A 16355-nucleotide genomic window follows, 5' to 3' on the forward strand; every position below is an offset into this window, starting at 1 on the left:
GTAGGGATTGCCCTACACGGATGGCGGGGATGGAACAGTGCTGCAGTGCGAAGCGCCGGGAATGGCGTCAGCGGGGTTTGAAGCAGGTCGCAAACAGGCATGTCATCACAACAGCTTGTGTTCCATGGCGTACTTCACCAGCTCAGCCAGGGAGGTGATATTGAGCTTTTGCATCAATCGCGCCTTGTGAGTGCTGATGGTCTTGCTGCTCAGCGCCAGTTGCTGGGCGATGTCATTGACGTTGGCGCCCTGCGCCAAGCGTTCGAACACCGAGAACTCCCGTTCCGACAGCAACGAATGCAATGGCCGGGCGTCGGTCAGACCGACTTCAAACACCATACGGTCGGCCAGGTCCGGGTCTATATAACGCCCGCCGGCCGCGACTTTGCGGATCGCCGTCAGCAACAACGCCGGGTCGCTGTCCTTGGTGGCGTAACCGGCGGCACCGACCTTCAGGGCACGGGCAGCCATTTGCGCTTCGTCGTGCATCGACAGCACCAGGATCGCCGGCGGGTTGCTCAACGCACGGATGCGCGCAATCGCTTCCAGGCCGTTGACGCCGGGCATCGAGATGTCCAGCAACACCACCTCGCACGGCACGTGGCGCAACGTCTCCAGCAACTGCTCGCCATTGCTAGCCTCCCCCACCACCAGCAGGTCTTTGGCCAGGCCGATCAGTTGTTTGATGCCTTCACGAACGATGGTGTGGTCTTCGGCTACCAGTACACGGATCACAGGGACTTCCTCTTGGCGTTATGCATCCAGCGGCACCGTCACACTCAGGGTGGTGCCCTCCCCCAACTCGCTGTGCAGGCTCAATTGCCCGCCCATGATCAGCACCCGCTCGCGCATACCGACCAGGCCAAACGATACCGCACGCCCTTCAGGCTGGACGAAACCTACGCCGTCGTCGCTGATGGTCAACCGCAAATCCGAGCCTTCTATGGCCAGCGTCAGCTCCACAGTATGCGCCTGGGCATGGCGCATCACGTTGGTCAGCGCCTCCTGCAGGATACGAAACAGGCCGATGGCCTTGGCGTCGCTCAGGGTCGGCAGGTTATCCGGCACCTGAACCAGGCAGGGAATCTGCGTGCGCGCTTCAAAACGACGGGCTTGCCATTCAACGGCGGAGGCAATGCCAGCATCGAGAATCGGTGGGCGCAGCGCCGTCGCGACGTCCCGCACCAGTTGGAACAGTTGAGCAATCAGGCGCTTCATGCTGTTCAAGCGCTCGTGCAGGCCAGGGTCCAGTTGCGCATAAGCCAGCTCGCACATGGACGTTTCCAACTTGAGCACGGTGAGCATCTGACCGAGTTCGTCATGCACTTCCCGGGCGATGCGGGCTTTTTCTTCCTCGCGCACGGTTTCCAGGTGGGCCGACAGTTCGCGTAGTTGCGCTTCGCTTTGCATCAACGCGGCCAGCGTGCGGCGCAACTCGGTGACGTCGTTCAGGTAAACCACCAAGTACTCAGCCTCGGCAAACCGCAAAAAGCTCAAGGACACGTTGGCCGGCAAGATGCTGCCGTCGGCGCGCAAACAATCGGTGGCGAAGTTCTGTGGTCCCTCTTCGCTGGCCCGTGCGCGCTTCCACAAATTGAGCCAGCGGTCCATGTCCAGGGTCGGGTCGAGGTCAACCAGCGGCCGCTCGATCAGTGCGCCAGGAGCATAACCGAGCATGCTTTCGGCGGCGTGGTTGGCGTAGCGCACATGGCTGTCCCAGTTGACCCACAGGATGCCAACGGTGCTTTGGTCGATGGAAAACTGTGTCAACCGCAGCGCTTCGGCACCGGCAGCGCGGGCGGCGCTTTCTTCACGGGCGGCCAGCAGGCCATGTTCCAACACACGTTGCTGGCGGCGCTGCCAGAACACGGTCGCCAAACTGGCGAGCAGCAGCAGGCTCAGTAACAGGCTGAGGTTCTGCCACAACCCAGGCGACTCCGATAACCGTGGGTATTTGGGTTGCAGCCAGCGGCTATGCAGTTGGTCAAGGTCTCGGGCGGGGATAGCGCCCAAGGCACTTTCCATGATGCCCGCCAGTTCGGGCCAATCGCGCCGTGTGGCCACCCGCAACAATTGCGGCAGACCGATGTCCCCCACCACCGCCAAACCGGCGAACTCGGCCTCGCCGGATAATCGGCTTAATTGCGCTTCATCTACCACGGCATAACGCGCTTGCTGGCTGACCAACAACTGCAAGGCCTGGCGTTCAATGGGCACACCTTGCAGGTTGAGGTTGGGATAAGTGCTGCGCAGGTAATCGGCCACGGCGCTGGGCATGCGCACGGCGACGCGGGATTGATCGTCCAGTTTTTCCAGCTCAACCGCGCCGCCGCCCTCGCGGATGCCGACGATATGCTGGGGCACACGCATGTACGGGTCGCTGAATAACCACAGGCGCAAGCCGGCTGGGGTCTGTTGCAGGCCGGGGGCAATGTCCACTTCGTCGTCGCGGACGGCGGCTTCCAGTTGCTCCTGGTTGGGGAAATTGCGCCAGGTCAGCTCGATATTCAGCGCCTTGGCCAGCCACTGCATCAACTCCACATTGGCCCCGGACAAGCGCTGCAAGCGACGGTCGTATTGCGCGTAAGGCAACTGCAGCACTACGCCCACCCGCAATTCCGGGTGCTGGGCCAGCCATTCGCGCTGCTGCGCATTGAGCTGCGCCTGCGGGGCAGCAGACGTAGGTGAGGCGTTCGCCATCAAGGCGACGCACAAACAGCCGATAACCAGCAGACAGCGAAAACCCATGATCCACGTCTCACATCACTGACAAAAACTGACCAACCCATTAGGCTGCTGGAATCTCTTCTGGCCGGAAATCTACGATGCCCTATCGAAACCGTTCGGCACTGCCAGCATTGTGCCTGTCGCTGCTGTTTACCAGTGCCTTTTCTGTACAGGCCGCCGACGCCCCCGCGCCGGCCGACGAAAAACCCGTCGAGCGCCAGCCTCTGCTTGAGCGCAGCCAGGAAGACGCCACCGCGCTGGAGCGCACCATCCCTCAGCAGGAACAGCAACAATTGCAGGCTGGCAGCGACTCATTCCTCGCCCTGTGGAAACCGGCCAACAGCGCCGAACCCGAAGGTGTGGTGATTATCGTACCGGGCAGCGGTGAAAGTGCTGACTGGCCGCAAGCAATCGGCCCGTTGCGGCGCAAATTTCCCGACGCCAATTGGGGCAGCCTCAGCCTGTCATTGCCGGATGTGAGCGTAGATACCCTGCCGCCGCGCGTTATGGAAGCACCCAAAGCCACTGTCGACACCAGCAGCAAAGAAGCGAGCACCGCCGACAAACCGATCGAACAAGCCGCCAGCGCCGAAGCCGAGGGCACCGATCCGTCAGTGGTGCCGGGCGCCGACGAGCAGGACAAGACCGACGCCTCGCGCATCTTCGACCGCATCGACGCTGCCGTGGCCTTCGCCCAGACCCAGAACGCACGCAGTGTGGTGCTGCTGGGCCATGGCACAGGCGCCTGGTGGGCCGCGCGTTATCTCACCGAGAAACAACCGTCCCAGGTGCAGAAATTTGTGATGGTCGCGGCGCAGACGCCTAACGGACGCCATCCGGACGTGCAGCAACTGGCGCCCGGCCTGAAACTGCCGACTGCCGATGTCTTCTATCAAGACAACGCGCTGGCACGCAAAAACGCTCAGGCCCGTGCCCAGGCTGCCAAGCGATTGAAGAATGATGGCTATAAGCAGGTGTCATTGAAAACCGTGCCCGGCAATAGCGCAGCCGAGCAGGAGCAGTTGTATCGCAGGATTCGCGGGTGGTTGAGCCCGCAGGCCAGCGCCGACTGAAGAACAGCACAAAAACAATGTGGGAGGGGCTTGCCCCTCTCCCACATTGGAATGTGGTTATCCGTGAAAGAGCGGCATCTAGCGAAAATCACGGCGCTCGCGAATCAACGAGTAAGCATTGTGCAATTCACGGGTTCGCTCGGTCGCCTCACGCACTTGCGCGAGACTGGCGCCACTACCGGCCACCTTGTCCGGATGGTGACGGCTCAGCAGGCGGCGATAGGCACGTTTGATGACCGACGGCTCGGTGGTAGCGGTGACGCCGAGCAGTCGCAACGCTTCCTGATAGGTCGTGCCTCGATTGACCAGCGGCTTGCGCTCAGGCGTGTAGTCCGCCGCCAAGGCCTGAAGCTGCTGCGGCGTCCAGCCCAACCACTTGCCCCACAGGTTGATCAAGTCGCGCTCGGCATCATCCGCCTTACCGTCCGCCCACACCATCCGCCAACAGGCGCGCAACACACCTTCCGCCGCATGGGGCTGAGCCTTGAGCACGCGCAGATAACTGCGCATACGATCGGAGCCCGACTTACCGCGATTGAACGCCGCAATCGCGCGGCGCTGGGCGGACTCGGTCATGTCCAGCGAGCGCATCTCCTGACGCGCCTGCTGGATATGCCCGTCCACCACGCGCCCGTTGCTTTTGGCCAGGCGCCCGAGCAATACAAACAACAACTCATCATTGCGCAGCACCGGGCGGCCGCCCATGCGCTCGCGCAACTGAGCCCAACTGCGCAATTGCATTCGGCGGTCCAACGCCTGCCCCAACAATGCACCCAACAAGGCCCCCGGAATACTGGCAATGGCAAAGCCAGCCCCGGCGCCGATCAGCGTCCCTGGCCACAACATGCTACTGCCCCGCTGTCAGCAGGGTTTCGACTTGCGCCAAGCGCTCCAGCGTGCCGACATCAATCCAGCGTCCCGCCATGTGTTCCCCCGTTACCTGACCCTTGGCCATCGCCGCACGCAGCAGCGGCGCCAGCTTGAAGGCACCGGCACTGCAACCCGCGAACAACTGGGGGTCGAGCACTGAAATGCCACTGAAGGTCAGGTTATCGGCACCGGGCGTCGCATCATGAAGCAGACCCTCATCAAGGAAGAAATCACCGCCCGAGGGATGATGCGCTGGGTTGTCGACCATCACTAGGTGAGCCAGGCCGCTGAGCGGTTGCTTGAGTTGGGTAAAGTCGTAGTCAGTCCAGATATCGCCATTGACCACCAGAAAAGGCTCGTCCCCCAGCAACGGCAACGCCTGGAAAATCCCACCGCCGGTTTCCAGCGGTTCGCCCTCCGGGGAGTAGCGGATGCGTACGCCAAACTGCGCACCATCGCCCAAATAGCTCTCGATCTGCTGGCCGAGCCAGGCGTGGTTGATCACGATATCGGTGAAGCCGGCCTTGGCCAGCGCCTCCAGGTGGTATTCGATCAGACGCTTGCCGCCGGCCTGCACCAGCGGCTTGGGCGTGTGCAAGGTAAGCGGACGCATCCGCTCACCTTTGCCGGCGGCCAGGATCATGGCCTTCATACGCTGGCCTCAGCGGGTTGGCGCAGACTGGTCAGCAGCTCAGCCAATTCGCTCAACTCCGGGCGATCGGCGAGCACTGCTTCTATATAAGCAAAGAAGCGCGGCACGTCGGCCAAGTAGCGTGGCTTGCCGTCGCGATGGCAAATACGCGCGAAGATGCCAATGACCTTGAGGTGGCGCTGCACACCCATCAGGTCGCTGGCACGCAGGAAGTCATCAAAATCCGGTTGCACCGGGATGCCCGCTTGGCCCGCACGCTCCCAATAACCGCGCTGCCAATCGCGTACGCGCGCCTGGGGCCAACTGAGGAAAGCGTCCTTGAACAGGCAGGTAATGTCATAAGTGACCGGGCCGTAGACCGCGTCCTGGAAATCCAGCACGCCGGGGTTCGGCTCGCTGATCATCAAGTTGCGCGGCATATAGTCGCGATGCACCAGCACTTTCGGCTGCGCCAAGGCGCTGTCGATCAGCCGGTCGCTGACGCGCTGCCAGAGGGCTTGTTGTTCTGCATCCAACTCGACACCCAAATGGCGCCGTACGTACCACTCGGGAAAGAGTTCCAGCTCGCGGCGCAACAAGGCAACGTCATAACTGGGCAGTGGTGCGTCCATCGGCAACTGCTGGAATGCCAGCAAGGCGTCGATGGCGTCGGCAAACAGCTGATCGGCGTTTTGTTCGTCAATCACGTCCAGGTAGGTTTTTCTGCCCAGGTCATTGAGCAAAAGAAAGCCGCGCGACAGATCTTCTGCATAAATTTTTGGAACATTTATGCCCGACTTCGCCAGTAAATGGGCGATATCGACGAAGGGTTTGCAGTTTTCCTGGGGGGGCGGAGCGTCCATCACCACGAAAGTCCGGCCGCCACCCTCCCAACGGAAGTAACGCCTGAAACTCGCGTCGCTGCTGGCCGCAGTCAGTGTGGCCGGGGGTACGGAGCCCCAGTCTTGAGCGTTGAAAAGGATCGGCAACTGCTCATCCAGCCAGACTTCCAGCTGTTGTAAACGTAGATCTTGCTCAGGCATTACAAGGGTCTCCGACGGCGCTAGCCGTCAAGCGGGTCATGCTTTATTATCACGCATCTTTTTCAGACCATCGAGAGGCGTGCGGCCCAAACCGCGGGCAGATGGCACGCAGGAAGCCCGGACTAATAAGATGGCATTGAAATCCCCCGCGTTTCGTAGAAAATTTCCGTTGCTGGTAACCGGCAGTCTGCTGGCCATGCAACCCTTCGCCACCTCATTCGTGGTCGCCGCGGAACAGTATGACTGCTCAGTCTCTGCTTCGGGTGCCTGGGATTGCGCGCCGAAAACCGCCGCAGCCCCATTGCCACCGCGCCCGGTGCATGACGGCGCTGCCGTCAGCTCGGCCAACAGCACGGCGCAGGCCGAAGCTGATGGCACTGCCGCGGCCGAACCCAAGACCGCACTGGTCACAGAATCCAAGGGCCGTGGCCTGCGCTCACGCAGCGCCGACTACAGCCACTTGGACTGGGTACCTCGCGAAAAGTTGACCGCAGCCCAGTTGGCCGAAACCGGTCCTTATTGCGGCGGTGCGTACATCGAGCCGACTCGTCCTGGCATGAACGACAAGACGAACAAGAGCGATGCGCCCACCTTCATCGGTGCCAAGGCCTCTCGTTACGAGCAGGAACAACAAGTCGCGACCCTGGCAGGTGACGTCGTCATGCGTCAGGGCAGCATGCAGCTTGAAGCCGAAGAAGCCAGCTTGTACCAGGCCGAAAGCCGCGGCGAGCTGAACGGCAACGTACGACTGCGTGACAACGGTGCACTGATCGTCGGCGACCACGCCCAGGTTCAGTTGGACACCGGCGCGGCCCAGATCGACAACGCCGAATACGTGCTGCACAAGTCGCGTATCCGCGGTAACGCGCTGTACGCCAAGCGCGCCGAAAACGCGATCATCCGTCTCAAGGACGGTACGTACACCACCTGCGAGCCGGACAGCAACGCCTGGCAGCTTCGAGGCAACAACATCACGTTGAACCCAGCCACCGGTTTCGGTACGGCCACCAACGCGACGTTGCGGATCAAGAACATCCCGATCCTGTACACCCCTTACATCTATTTCCCGATCGACGACCGTCGTCAGTCCGGCTTCCTGCCGCCGAGCTTCAGCACCGGCAGCGAAACCGGCTTCACCCTGGTTACGCCGTACTACTTCAACCTGGCGCCGAACTACGACGCCACGTTGTACCCGCAATACATGACCAAGCGCGGCATGATGATGGAAGGCGAATTCCGCTACCTCACCAAGTCCAGCGAAGGCCAGTTCGGCGGCGCGTACCTCAACGACGACAACGACGAACGCAAACTGCAGACCGATTACGAAAAAACCCGCTACATGCTCAATTGGCAGCATAAAGGCGGGTTGGATTCGCGTGTACTGACCCAGGTCGACTACACAAAAATCAGCGACCCTTATTACTTCCAGGACCTCAAGTCCTATCAGGAAGGTGTCGAGAGCCGGGACTACGTCAACCAGCAGGGCTCCGTGAGTTATCGCGGCGACTCCTACCAGGCGCGCTTGAATGTCCAGGCTTACCAGCTGGCCACGATCTCCCAGATCACACCGTATGACCGACTGCCACAGATCACCTTCAATGGTCAGCTGCCATACCACCCAGGTGGTTTGAACTTCAGCTACGAAACCGAAGCAGTTCGGTTTGAACGCAGCCTGGAAAGCGGCAACTTTATCAATGAAAACGGTGATTCCGAGCGTCGCCTGGACACTTACGTCAACGGCCTGACCCGTGCAAACGGTACTCGCCTGAACGTAGCGCCAGCCGTTTCATACCCGATGAACTGGACCTACGGCTTTGTGACGCCGAAGCTCAAGTACGTCTACACCAAGTACGATCTTGACCTAGACAACAAAGGCAAGAACGACATCATCGCTGCACAAACATTGGCAGCGAATAACGGCACCCGATACGCTGGCGGCACGTTCAAAAGCTCCCAGGACCGTGCAATTCCTGTAGCCAGCGTCGACAGCGGCCTGTACTTCGATCGCAATACCAACTGGTTCGGCAAAGACTATCGCCAGACCCTTGAACCGCGCGCGTTCTACCTGTACGTGCCGAACAAGGACCAAAGCGATATTCCGGTGTTTGACACCAGCGAATCGTCGTTCAGCTACTCTTCGCTGTTCCGCGACAACCGCTTCAGCGGGGCCGACCGTATCGGCGACGAAAACAAGCTGTCCCTTGGCTTGACCAGCCGCTGGATCGAAGAAAACGGCTTCGAACGTCAACGTGTAGCCGTGGGCCAGGCGGTGTACTTCAAGGATCGTGAAGTTCAACTGCCAGGCATCCTCGCCGCAGACCGTGCCGATGCACAGTCCGACGTCTCTCCGGTTGCCCTGGACTACGAGTTCCGCTTCAACCGCGACTGGCGCGCCACGGCCAACTACAACTGGGACACCGAGGAGCACAGCCCTCGCTCCGGCAGCGCGATGCTTCACTACCAGCCGGAAGACAACCCGAACAAGATCATCAACGTTGGTTACCGCTATCGTAACGACCAGGTTGTCTACAACCAATTGACCGGTAAGTGGCAGTTCGGTGGCGACTACGGTCAGCCAGGCGACCCGAACTACGTGAAGGATTACTACAAAATCCAACAACACGACTTCTCGATGATGTGGCCGATCATTCCTCAGTGGAATCTGATCACCCGCTGGCAGTATGACTACGCACGCAACCGTACACTGGAAGCCTTTGGTGGTTTCGAGTACGACAACTGCTGCTGGAAACTGCGCGTCATCAACCGTTACTGGGTTTCCAACGACGAATACAGCCAGATCGCCCCGCTGAACGAAAAGGGTGACCACGGGCTCTTCCTGCAGATCGTCCTCAAAGGACTCGGCGGCCTGACCGGCGCCAAGGTAGAGAGCTTCCTCGACAAAGGCATTGAAGGTTATCGTGAACGTGAAGACCAAGCTTTCTGATTGTCTGCGCCCGCTAGTGCTGGGCGCACTGTTCCTGGGGACCGCATCGGCACACGCTGCGGTTCAACAGCTGGATAAGGTAGTGGCCATCGTCGATAACGACGTGATCATGCAGAGCCAACTGGACCAACGGGTCAAGGAAGTTCAGCAAACCATCGCCAAGCGTGGCGGTGGTGTACCGCCTACCAGCGTCCTGGACCAACAGGTACTTGAACGCTTGATCGTCGAAAACCTGCAACTGCAGATCGGTGATCGTTCCGGTATTCGTATTTCGGACGAAGAGCTGAACCAGGCCGTCGGCACCATCGCTCAACGCAATAACATGAGCATCGACCAGTTCCGCTCAGCCCTGGCCCGCGACGGTCTTTCGTACGAAGACGCCCGCGACCAGATCCGCCGCGAGATGATCATCAGCCGTGTGCGTCAGCGTCGCGTTGCCGAGCGAGTGCAGGTGTCCGAGCAGGAAGTGAAGAACTTCCTGGCCTCCGACTTGGGCAAGATGCAGCTTTCCGAAGAACTGCACCTGGCCAATATCCTGATCCCGACCCCGGACAGTGCCAACTCCGAGCAACTGAATGCGGCGGCGGCGAAAACCCAAGCTATCTATGATCGCCTGAAAGGCGGTGCTGACTTTGCTCAGATGGCCATTGCCCAGTCCGGCAGCGACAACGCCCTTGAAGGCGGCGATATGGGCTGGCGTAAAGCCGCTCAACTGCCACCTCCGTTCGACCGTGAACTGAGTGCCATGGAAGTGGGCGGTATCACCCAGCCAGCCCGCACCCCAGGTGGCTTCATTATCCTGAAGTTGCTGGAACGTCGCGGTGGCGAGACCTCGCTGAAAGACGAAGTTCATGTTCGTCATATCCTGGTCAAACCAAGCGAAATCCGTACCGAGGCGCAAACCAAGGAGCTGGCCCAGAAGATCTATGACCGCATCGAAAGCGGTGAAGACTTCGCCACCTTGGCCAAGAGCTTCTCGGAAGACCCAGGTTCAGCCCTCAACGGCGGCGACCTGAATTGGATCGACCCGAAAGCGCTGGTGCCCGAGTTCCAACAGGTAATGGCCGATACTCCGCAAGGCGTACTGTCCAAGCCGTTCAAGACCCAATATGGCTGGCATGTACTGGAAGTCCTTGGCCGCCGCGCCACTGACAACACCAGCCAGGCCCGCGAGCAACAAGCGCTGAACGTACTGCGTAACCGCAAGTACGACGAAGAGCTGCAAACCTGGCTGCGTCAGATCCGTGACGAAGCCTACGTGGAAAACAAGCTGCCAGGCGCCGAGCAAACAGGCACCGACCAGGCAGCACAGTGAAACCCCAGCGTTTCGCGGTAACACCCGGCGAGCCGGCCGGCATTGGTCCAGACCTTTGCCTGCTGCTCGCCTCGCAGCCTCAACCATACCCCCTGATTGCCATTACCAGCCGCGACCTGCTCCTTGAGCGGGCCGCGCAACTGAGTGTGGCTATCAACCTGCTGGACGTGGCGCCGGGCAACTGGCCTGACCTGCCGGCGCCCGCGGGCAGCCTCTATGTGTGGGACACCCCACTGCAGGCCAAGGTGGTTGCAGGGCAACTGGACAAGGGCAATGCGGCTTTTGTGCTCGAAACCCTGACTCGTGCGGGGCAAGGCTGCATCGACGGTGACTTCGCCGGCATGATCACCGCACCGGTCCACAAGGGCGTGATCAACGAATCCGGCATCGCCTTTTCCGGCCACACCGAATTCCTCGCCGAACTGACACACACTGAACAAGTCGTGATGATGTTGGCCACACGCGGCCTGCGTGTCGCCCTGGTGACTACGCACCTGCCGCTGCGTGACGTCGCAGACGCCATCACCGCCGAACGCGTGGAGCGCGTCACGCGCATCCTGCACGCCGACCTGCAGCAAAAATTCGGCATCGCTCAACCGCGTATCCTGGTCTGTGGGCTCAACCCCCATGCAGGTGAAGGCGGGCACTTGGGCCATGAAGAAATCGACATCATCGAACCAACCCTGGAGCGTCTGCGCCAAGAAGGCATGGACCTGCGTGGCCCACTGCCAGCGGACACTCTGTTTACCCCCAAATATCTGGAGCACTGCGACGCAGTGTTGGCGATGTACCATGACCAGGGGCTGCCGGTGCTGAAATACAAAGGCTTCGGCGCCGCCGTCAACGTGACACTGGGCCTGCCGATCATCCGCACCTCCGTCGACCATGGCACTGCCCTGGACTTGGCGGGCAGCGGCAAGATCGATACCGGCAGCCTGCACGTGGCCCTGGAAACCGCCTATCAGATGGCCGAGACCCGTATATGACTGAGCATTACCAACACCGGGCGCGCAAGCGCTTCGGGCAAAACTTCCTGCACGACGCTGGCGTGATCGACCGCATCCTGCGCTCCATCCATGCCAAGCCCGAAGACCGCCTGCTGGAAATCGGCCCAGGCCAGGGCGCATTGACCCAAGGCCTGCTGGCCAGCGGTGGCCAGCTGGACGTGGTTGAACTGGACAAGGATCTGATCCCTATCCTCAACCAGCAGTTCGCCGGAAAATCCAACTTCAATCTGCACCAGGGCGATGCACTGAAGTTCGACTTCAACTCCCTCAACGCCGCGCCTAACAGCCTGCGCGTGGTCGGTAACCTGCCGTACAACATCTCCACACCGCTGATTTTCCACCTGCTGAACAACGCCGGGATCATCCGCGACATGCACTTCATGCTGCAGAAAGAAGTGGTGGAACGCCTGGCCGCAGGCCCAGGTGGTGGTGATTGGGGCCGTCTGTCGATCATGGTTCAGTACCACTGCCGCGTTGAACACCTGTTCAACGTGGGTCCGGGTGCATTCAACCCGCCGCCAAAGGTCGACTCGGCCATTGTTCGCCTGGTACCGCATGCTGTTCTGCCCCACCCGGCCAAGGACCACAAGTTGCTGGAACGTGTCGTGCGCGAAGCGTTTAACCAACGCCGCAAGACCCTTCGCAACACGCTCAAGGCCCTATTGAGCCAAGCTGAAATCGAAGCCGCCGGCGTCGACGGTAGCCTGCGTCCCGAGCAACTGGACCTGGCCGCGTTCGTGCGCCTGGCAGACCAGCTTGCCATCCAGCCTGCTCCAGCAGTCGACTGAAGCACCCAGCCATGGCCAGACACATGTCTGGCCTAGTGCCCACCTCTTGGCCTAGACTGATCCGCATCTGCTGTCCTCCGCTTTTGCTTTTAAGGCCTCTTGCATGTCCGATCCTCGCTACCAGATCGACGTCAGCGTCGTGACCCGCTTCCTGGCGGACCAATCGCAACCTGAACAGAACCGCTTTGCCTTTGCCTACACCATCACGGTGAAGAACAACGGGCAGGTGCCGGCCAAGTTGCTATCACGCCATTGGGTAATCACCGACGGTGACGGCCAAGTGGAAGAGGTGCGCGGCGCAGGCGTGGTTGGCCAGCAACCGCTGATCGACATTGGCGCCAGCCACACCTACAGCAGCGGCACGGTGATGACCTCCAAGGTCGGCACCATGCAAGGCTCGTATCAGATGAAAGCCACCGATGGCCAACTGTTCGACGCCATCATCAAGCCATTTCGCCTTGCCGTACCGGGAGCCCTGCACTGATGGCGACCTACGCAGTCGGCGACCTGCAAGGCTGCCTGGAGCCGCTCAAGTGCCTGCTTGAGCGCGTGAGCTTCGACCCGGCCAATGATCGGCTTTGGCTGGTCGGTGATCTGGTCAATCGCGGCCCCGAGTCCCTGGAAACCCTGCGCTACTTATATAGCCTGCGTGATTCCCTGGTGTGTGTGTTGGGCAACCATGACCTGCACTTGTTGGCGGCCGGCAATAATATCGAGCGCCTGAAAAAGGGCGACACCCTGCGGGAAATTCTCGAAGCGCCCGACCGAGCCGAGCTGCTCGACTGGCTGCGCCGGCAAAAGATCGTGCATTACGACGAAGGCCGCAACATGGCCCTCGTGCATGCGGGTATCCCGCCGCAATGGACGCTGAAGAAAGCCCTTAAGTGCGCAGCCGAAGTCGAAAGTGCCTTGGCCGATGACAGCCTGTACACCACCTACTTGGACGGCATGTACGGCAACGAACCGGTGAAGTGGGATAACGACCTGACGGGCGTCGCCCGCCTGCGGGTGATCACCAACTACTTCACGCGCATGCGCTTCTGTACCGCCGAGGGCAAGCTGGACCTCAAGAGCAAAGAAGGTGCCGACACCGCCCTGCCCGGTTACAAGCCGTGGTTTGCCCATAAGGAACGCAAGACCCGTGATACGAAGATCATCTTCGGCCACTGGGCCGCCCTGGAAGGCAAGTGCAACGAACCCGGCGTATTCGCCCTCGACACCGGTTGCGTGTGGGGCGGCGCCATGACCCTGATGAACATCGACACTGGCGAGCGCCACAGCTGCCAGTGTGAATCTCCCCTTCCCATTACACTGCCGGCTGCCGCCAAGCGCTAGACGCTAAGCGCCGCCAAGACAAGGAGCCCGCCATGAGCGAATTCAAACGTATCCCTCCCGAACAAGCCCAAGCCCTGCGCGAGCAAGGCGCGGTGGTGGTTGATATCCGCGACCAGCCTACTTACTCGGCAGCCCATATCACCGGCGCCCAGCATCTTGATAACGTTAACATCGCCGACTTCATTCGCGCCGCCGACCTCGACGCGCCACTGATCGTGGCCTGCTACCACGGCAATTCCAGCCAGAGCGCCGCCGCCTACCTGATCAGCCAAGGCTTCTCCGACGTCTACAGCCTGGACGGTGGTTTTGAGCTGTGGCGTACGACCTATCCCGCAGAAATTTCTTCGGGCGATTCGCAATAAATATTTTCAAACCCCGCTACCCCGCGTGACGCTTGGGCTCGCGCCGTTTCTGACGAACGGCGCAGGCAAACTAATTGCGTATCACGCCTTGACCTCCCAGATTCCGAACTATCCTTAAGCGCAGGCCATCCGAATCAGGGGAGAGCCGGTACACCGGCGTGCGGGTCATCGGTAGCGTTTAGGGTGTTCTGGGGGGAAAACGGCCATTGGCGATCGTCAATGACTGCCAGCATCGACTGATAGATCCGGCGTCGGCTCCACGTATCGAGCGAGGTGACGACGTCATGAGTATCTTTAGCCACTTCCAACAACGCTTCGCGTCCACACAGCAGGAAGAACTCACGCTGCAAGAGTATCTTGAGCTGTGCAAGCAGGACCGCAGCACCTACGCATCTGCCGCCGAGCGCCTGCTATTGGCGATTGGTGAGCCGGAGCTGGTGGAAACCGCCAATAATTCGCGCCTGTCGCGAATATTCTCCAACAAGGTGATCCGCCGCTACCCGGCCTTTGAAGACTTCCACGGAATGGAAGAATGCATTGATCAGATCGTCTCCTACTTCCGCCATGCCGCCCAAGGCCTGGAAGAGAAGAAACAGATCCTCTACCTGCTCGGCCCTGTCGGCGGCGGTAAATCGTCCCTGGCCGAAAAGCTCAAACAGCTGATCGAGAAAGTGCCCTTCTACGCGATCAAGGGCTCGCCGGTCTTCGAGTCGCCACTGGGCCTGTTCAACGCCACGGAAGATGGCGCGATCCTCGAAGAAGACTTCGGCATCCCACGCCGCTACCTCAACACCATCATGTCGCCCTGGGCCACCAAGCGCCTGGCCGAGTTTGGCGGTGACATCAGCCAGTTCCGCGTGGTGAAACTCTACCCCTCGATCCTCAACCAGATCGGCGTTGCCAAGACCGAGCCGGGCGATGAGAACAACCAGGATATTTCGGCGCTGGTGGGCAAGGTCGATATTCGCAAACTCGAAGAATTCCCGCAAAACGACGCCGACGCCTACAGCTACTCGGGCGCACTGTGCCGGGCCAACCAAGGCCTGATGGAATTCGTGGAAATGTTCAAGGCACCGATCAAGGTGCTGCACCCACTGCTTACCGCGACCCAGGAAGGTAACTACAACAGCACCGAAGGCTTGGGCGCGATTCCGTTCACCGGGATCCTGCTGGCCCACTCCAACGAATCGGAATGGCACACCTTCCGTAACAACAAGAACAACGAAGCCTTCATCGACCGGATCTACATCGTCAAGGTGCCTTATTGCCTGCGAGTCAGCGATGAGATCAAGATCTACGACAAGCTACTGTTCAACAGCTCCCTGGCGAAGGCCCATTGCGCACCCGACACCCTGAAGATGCTCGCCCAGTTCACCGTGCTGTCGCGCCTCAAGGAGCCGGAGAACTCGAACATCTACTCGAAGATGCGCGTGTACGACGGTGAAAACCTCAAGGACACCGACCCTAAAGCCAAGTCAATCCAGGAATACCGCGACACGGCAGGCGTGGATGAAGGCATGAACGGCCTATCGACGCGCTTTGCGTTCAAGATCCTGTCCAAAGTCTTCAACTTCGACCCGCACGAGATCGCCGCCAACCCGGTGCACCTGCTCTATGTGCTGGAGCAGCAGATCGAACAGGAACAGTTCCAGGCGGAAACCCGTGAACGCTACCTGCGCTTCCTCAAGGAGTACCTCGCGCCGCGCTACATCGAGTTTATTGGCAAGGAAATCCAGACCGCGTACCTGGAGTCCTACAGCGAGTATGGCCAGAACATTTTCGACCGCTATGTGCTGTATGCGGATTTCTGGATCCAGGACCAGGAATACCGCGACCCGGAAACCGGCGAGATCCTCAACCGCGTAGCCCTCAACGAGGAATTGGAAAAGATCGAGAAACCCGCTGGCATCAGCAATCCGAAGGATTTCCGCAACGAGATCGTCAACTTCGTACTGCGTGCCCGTGCCAACAACAACGGCAAGAACCCTACCTGGCTCAGCTACGAGAAGCTGCGGGTGGTCATCGAGAAGAAAATGTTCTCCAACACCGAGGATCTGCTACCGGTCATCAGCTTCAATGCCAAGGCCAGCAAGGAGGATCAGCAAAAACACAACGACTTCGTCACACGAATGGTCGAGCGTGGCTACACCGACAAACAGGTACGACTGCTCTCCGAGTGGTATCTGCGGGTTCGCAAATCGCAGTAAGGCAGCGATAGGCGTGCACTGCCAGGTCATGGGCCTGGCAGTTGACCGCTTGT

Annotated in this window: 14 protein-coding genes; 9 read left to right on the forward strand and 5 right to left on the reverse strand. The window is 60.1% G+C overall.

Annotated elements, in window-relative coordinates; all coding sequences use genetic code 11:
* Window positions 1-105 precede the first annotated feature (105 nt).
* Both LRO94_RS25895 and LRO94_RS25900 read right to left on the reverse strand, forming a co-directional pair.
* Window positions 106-735 carry a response regulator gene (locus LRO94_RS25895; RefSeq protein WP_032883847.1) on the reverse strand — a complete coding sequence of 210 codons (630 nt, stop codon included), beginning with the start codon at window positions 733-735 and terminating at the stop codon, window positions 106-108.
* 18 nt (window positions 736-753) lie between these two features.
* Window positions 754-2748 (reverse strand): PAS domain-containing sensor histidine kinase, encoded by a 1995-nt coding sequence (locus tag LRO94_RS25900; RefSeq protein WP_179179814.1) that lies wholly within the window; start codon window positions 2746-2748, stop codon window positions 754-756.
* A 77-nt stretch (window positions 2749-2825) separates the two neighbouring features.
* Between LRO94_RS25900 and LRO94_RS25905 the strand changes: the two genes are divergently transcribed.
* Window positions 2826-3800, forward strand: a complete 975-nt coding sequence (locus LRO94_RS25905; protein WP_032883849.1) for an alpha/beta hydrolase family protein — start codon at window positions 2826-2828, stop codon at window positions 3798-3800.
* 78 nt (window positions 3801-3878) lie between these two features.
* On the opposite strand, the gene LRO94_RS25910 is transcribed toward LRO94_RS25905, so the two are convergent.
* Genes LRO94_RS25910 through LRO94_RS25920 form a run of 3 tightly spaced genes read right to left on the reverse strand, consistent with a single transcriptional unit; the run spans window position 3879 to window position 6344 of the window.
* Window positions 3879-4646: a TerB family tellurite resistance protein gene (locus tag LRO94_RS25910; RefSeq protein ID WP_032883850.1), complete on the reverse strand. Its 768-nt coding sequence runs from the start codon at window positions 4644-4646 to the stop codon at window positions 3879-3881.
* Window position 4647: 1 nt separating this feature from the next.
* Window positions 4648-5322, reverse strand: a complete 675-nt coding sequence (murU, locus tag LRO94_RS25915) for an N-acetylmuramate alpha-1-phosphate uridylyltransferase MurU (protein ID WP_032883851.1) — start codon at window positions 5320-5322, stop codon at window positions 4648-4650.
* On the reverse strand, window positions 5319-6344 hold the full coding sequence (locus LRO94_RS25920; RefSeq protein WP_032883852.1) for an aminoglycoside phosphotransferase family protein: 1026 nt from the start codon (window positions 6342-6344) through the stop codon (window positions 5319-5321). Before LRO94_RS25920 ends, murU begins: the two co-directional genes overlap by 4 nt.
* A 130-nt stretch (window positions 6345-6474) precedes the next feature.
* Here LRO94_RS25920 and LRO94_RS25925 point away from each other — a divergent pair, with 130 nt between their 5' ends.
* From LRO94_RS25925 to LRO94_RS25960, 8 genes are all read left to right on the forward strand, one after another.
* Complete coding sequence (locus tag LRO94_RS25925) at window positions 6475-9288, forward strand: LPS-assembly protein LptD (RefSeq protein WP_032883853.1); 2814 nt, start codon at window positions 6475-6477, stop codon at window positions 9286-9288.
* Complete coding sequence (locus tag LRO94_RS25930) at window positions 9263-10603, forward strand: peptidylprolyl isomerase (RefSeq protein WP_032883854.1); 1341 nt, start codon at window positions 9263-9265, stop codon at window positions 10601-10603. Before LRO94_RS25925 ends, LRO94_RS25930 begins: the two co-directional genes overlap by 26 nt.
* Entirely contained in the window at window positions 10600-11589 is a 990-nt protein-coding gene (pdxA, locus tag LRO94_RS25935) for a 4-hydroxythreonine-4-phosphate dehydrogenase PdxA (RefSeq protein WP_032883855.1), read from the forward strand. Before LRO94_RS25930 ends, pdxA begins: the two co-directional genes overlap by 4 nt.
* A complete protein-coding gene (gene rsmA / locus LRO94_RS25940; RefSeq protein WP_095185041.1) occupies window positions 11586-12398 on the forward strand; it encodes a 16S rRNA (adenine(1518)-N(6)/adenine(1519)-N(6))-dimethyltransferase RsmA in 813 nt (270 codons plus the stop codon). The genes pdxA and rsmA overlap by 4 nt, the downstream gene beginning before the upstream one ends.
* A 103-nt stretch (window positions 12399-12501) precedes the next feature.
* The gene (gene apaG, locus LRO94_RS25945) at window positions 12502-12882 is read left to right on the forward strand and encodes a Co2+/Mg2+ efflux protein ApaG (RefSeq protein ID WP_032883857.1); all 381 of its coding nucleotides are present in this window, start codon (window positions 12502-12504) and stop codon (window positions 12880-12882) included.
* A complete protein-coding gene (locus LRO94_RS25950) occupies window positions 12882-13733 on the forward strand; it encodes a symmetrical bis(5'-nucleosyl)-tetraphosphatase (protein WP_095185042.1) in 852 nt (283 codons plus the stop codon). Before apaG ends, LRO94_RS25950 begins: the two co-directional genes overlap by 1 nt.
* A gap of 32 nt (window positions 13734-13765) precedes the next feature.
* Window positions 13766-14095 carry a thiosulfate sulfurtransferase GlpE gene (gene glpE, locus LRO94_RS25955; RefSeq protein ID WP_032883859.1) on the forward strand — a complete coding sequence of 110 codons (330 nt, stop codon included), beginning with the start codon at window positions 13766-13768 and terminating at the stop codon, window positions 14093-14095.
* A 284-nt stretch (window positions 14096-14379) separates the two neighbouring features.
* The gene (locus LRO94_RS25960; protein ID WP_003194732.1) at window positions 14380-16302 is read left to right on the forward strand and encodes a PrkA family serine protein kinase; all 1923 of its coding nucleotides are present in this window, start codon (window positions 14380-14382) and stop codon (window positions 16300-16302) included.
* Window positions 16303-16355: the final 53 nt, after the last annotated feature.

It is taken from the genome of Pseudomonas sivasensis (genome assembly GCF_021391435.1).
GTDB lineage: Bacteria > Pseudomonadota > Gammaproteobacteria > Pseudomonadales > Pseudomonadaceae > Aquipseudomonas > Aquipseudomonas sivasensis.

Bases quoted from the DNA above. Each gene is read 5' to 3' on its own strand.
- LRO94_RS25900 (WP_179179814.1), bottom strand. From the start codon at position 2,748: ATGGGTTTTCGCTGTCTGCTGGTTATCGGCTGTTTGTGCGTCGCCTTG.
- LRO94_RS25905 (WP_032883849.1), top strand. From the start codon at position 2,826: ATGCCCTATCGAAACCGTTCGGCACTGCCAGCATTGTGCCTGTCGCTG.
- LRO94_RS25910 (WP_032883850.1), bottom strand. From the start codon at position 4,646: ATGTTGTGGCCAGGGACGCTGATCGGCGCCGGGGCTGGCTTTGCCATT.
- murU (WP_032883851.1), bottom strand. From the start codon at position 5,322: ATGAAGGCCATGATCCTGGCCGCCGGCAAAGGTGAGCGGATGCGTCCG.
- LRO94_RS25920 (WP_032883852.1), bottom strand. From the start codon at position 6,344: ATGCCTGAGCAAGATCTACGTTTACAACAGCTGGAAGTCTGGCTGGAT.
- LRO94_RS25925 (WP_032883853.1), top strand. From the start codon at position 6,475: ATGGCATTGAAATCCCCCGCGTTTCGTAGAAAATTTCCGTTGCTGGTA.
- rsmA (WP_095185041.1), top strand. From the start codon at position 11,586: ATGACTGAGCATTACCAACACCGGGCGCGCAAGCGCTTCGGGCAAAAC.
- apaG (WP_032883857.1), top strand. From the start codon at position 12,502: ATGTCCGATCCTCGCTACCAGATCGACGTCAGCGTCGTGACCCGCTTC.
- LRO94_RS25950 (WP_095185042.1), top strand. From the start codon at position 12,882: ATGGCGACCTACGCAGTCGGCGACCTGCAAGGCTGCCTGGAGCCGCTC.
- glpE (WP_032883859.1), top strand. From the start codon at position 13,766: ATGAGCGAATTCAAACGTATCCCTCCCGAACAAGCCCAAGCCCTGCGC.
- LRO94_RS25960 (WP_003194732.1), top strand. From the start codon at position 14,380: ATGAGTATCTTTAGCCACTTCCAACAACGCTTCGCGTCCACACAGCAG.